General features: G+C 38.5%; 2 protein-coding genes. Both read left to right on the forward strand.

What is annotated here, in order from left to right; all coding sequences use genetic code 11:
* Positions 1 to 829 (forward strand): sigma-54 interaction domain-containing protein (locus HCCG_RS11300; RefSeq protein WP_034548662.1); only part of this gene is annotated, 829 nt, incomplete at its 5' end.
* 248 nt (positions 830 to 1,077) lie between these two features.
* On the forward strand, positions 1,078 to 1,734 hold the full coding sequence (locus HCCG_RS11305; protein ID WP_015453349.1) for an outer membrane protein: 657 nt from the start codon (positions 1,078 to 1,080) through the stop codon (positions 1,732 to 1,734).
* Positions 1,735 to 1,900 lie beyond the last annotated feature (166 nt).

The raw sequence follows: 1,900 nt of genomic DNA on the forward strand, positions 1-1,900 counted from the left end.
AGGGCAAAGTGGTGTAGGTAAAGATGTGTTTGCAAACTTTATCCATAAACATTCCTCCCGTGCAAATGCACCATTTATTGCCATTAATATGGCAGCAATCCCCGAGCATTTATTAGAATCTGAGCTTTTTGGCTATGAAAAAGGAGCTTTTACAGACGCCACAAGCCCAAAACCGGGCATTTTAGAAGATGCTAATGGTGGAAGTGTGTTTTTAGATGAAATCGGCGAAATGCCCTTGAGCCTTCAAGCAAAGCTTTTGCGTGTTTTGCAAGAAAAAAGCGTTACACGACTAGGCAGTTCAAAGCCCATTAAAATTGATGTGCGTTTTATCTCTGCGACAAATGCCAACATTCAAGCTAAGATTGCAAAAAATGAGTTTAGAGAGGATTTATTTTTCCGCTTGCAGACCATTCCTTTATCTATCCCACCACTCAAAGAGAGAAAGGAAGAGATTTTACCTCTCAGTGAGTGGAAGCTAGAATCTGTCTGTATGCAGTATGGCTTAGGGCAGAAGCGATTTTCCAAAGAGGCGAAGGACGCATTGCTTAGTTACGAGTGGTATGGCAATGTGCGAGAGTTGCTTTCAGTCGTGGAGCGAGCGGGGATTTTAAGTGAAAATGATGAGATAAACCCAAAGGATTTATGTTTAGAATCTCGCAGTCAGGCACTTGGTGGTAATTCATCACAAAAACAAGGCATAAGTGAGCTAGAAAAACAGCTCATCGCCCAAACACTTACAGAATCTCACAATGATTTACAAAAAGCAAGTGATATGCTAGGTATGAATATAGAAGTCTTGCGTCATAAAATCGCCCGTTATGGCTTATAAACCCCGCCATAGATTCTAAGTTCCCCACTATCTTTCTTAGTATTTTTTAGACAACTTACTTTTTATACTTTACCCTTACACAAAATATTTATTTTTCAAACCTTACAAGATTATTACATTTTGTTACATCAATTTTACTTTTTCTTATCATTTGCCTTGTTTTAAGGCAAATGGGGGGGGGGGGGGGGTGCTACAATCTCTCCGCTATGTTTTTAAAACAAGCAAAAATTACAACAAGGAGAATAACAATGAAAAGATTGTTAGTGAGTTCTATTGCAGCTATGGCTCTTACAAGTAGCGTAGTTGTAGCAGAAGAAAGCGGAGTATTTGTAGGTTTGGGCTTAGGCTTTGGTGGAAGCAGTGTTAAAGCTGAAGCGTCAATCGACGGTGTATCAACAAAAGACACAGCTAATGGCAGTGGTTTAAACTATGGCTTAGTAGCTGGTTATAAGCAATTCTTTACTGATGGCTTTGGACTTCGCTATTATGCAAATATTGACTACAATAGCTCTAAAATCAAAGTGGATACTGAAAAAGTAGCATTAAATGTCATTAACTATGGTGTGAATGTAGATGCACTTTATAACTTTGTAAGCTCTGATGGTATGGACTTTGGTGCATTCTTAGGTCTTGGACTTGGTGCTAACACTTGGAGTGGAAAAGCAGTAGATGGATTTAAAGATCAAATTAAAGATTCTGGTAAAAAAGTTTCAACAACAGGCTTTGATTTAGCTCTTAATGCTGGTTTGCGTGGTGTATTTGCTAAACAACACGGCGTTGAAATTTTTGCAAGAGTGCCTTTTATTGCAACGACAATGTTTGATGTCAAAGATGACACATGGAGCGTAAAAGCTAGTGCATCTCGCAACTACAATGCAGGTGTTCGCTATACATTTAGCTTCTAATAGATTCTAAGACCTGCTAAGAATCTAAAAGCTTGACTTGCCCTTAGCTTTTTTATAAAAGGCTAGGGCAGTTTTTTCATATAAACTTCCTTTTGCAGAATCTTGCAGGACTTTGTTAAATCAATACATAGGACTTGGGATTCTGCAGTTTGTTAAACCCCTATTT

The sequence above is a fragment of the Helicobacter cinaedi CCUG 18818 = ATCC BAA-847 genome (genome assembly GCF_000155475.1).
Classification (GTDB): domain Bacteria; phylum Campylobacterota; class Campylobacteria; order Campylobacterales; family Helicobacteraceae; genus Helicobacter_C; species Helicobacter_C cinaedi.

Coding starts and splice junctions, on each gene's coding strand:
- HCCG_RS11305 (WP_015453349.1), top strand. CDS start 1,078: ATGAAAAGATTGTTAGTGAGTTCTATTGCAGCTATGGCTCTTACAAGT.